The sequence below is a fragment of the Kitasatospora sp. NPDC056783 genome, from assembly GCF_042789895.1.
Taxonomy (GTDB): Bacteria; Actinomycetota; Actinomycetes; order Streptomycetales; family Streptomycetaceae; genus Kitasatospora.
Map to the genome: position 1 here is coordinate 16,112 of NZ_JBHUAF010000177.1, position 306 is coordinate 16,417.

The 306-nt window shown below is 67.6% G+C and carries 1 protein-coding gene; it reads right to left on the minus strand.

Translation table 11 applies throughout. The features are described 5' to 3' along the window. Positions 1-306: prealbumin-like fold domain-containing protein (locus ACFRMQ_RS23835; protein WP_380732603.1), on the minus strand; the 306-nt coding region annotated here is incomplete at both ends.

Sequence of the window (306 nt, forward strand, 5' to 3'; positions counted from 1 at the left end):
GTTCTGTCCGTTGGTGTCGAGGACGACCGTGGTGACCGGTTGCGTGGGCAGGTCATACCCGGGGGGTGCCGCGGTCTCCTGCCAGTAGTAGGTGCCGAGGGGGAGGTTGTTCGCGGAGCAGATGCCGTTGGCGGGGGTGGTGCAGGGTGCGCCGACGGGGGTGTCGGGGTTGATGCCCGTCGTCTGGAGGCCGGGGGTGCCGTTGGTTTCCTGCCAGAGCTGGAAGGTGGCTCCGGTCAGCGGTTGCTGGGTGGTGGAGTCGACCTTGGTCACGCTGGTGGAGCCGGTGGGGATGACGGTCTTGAT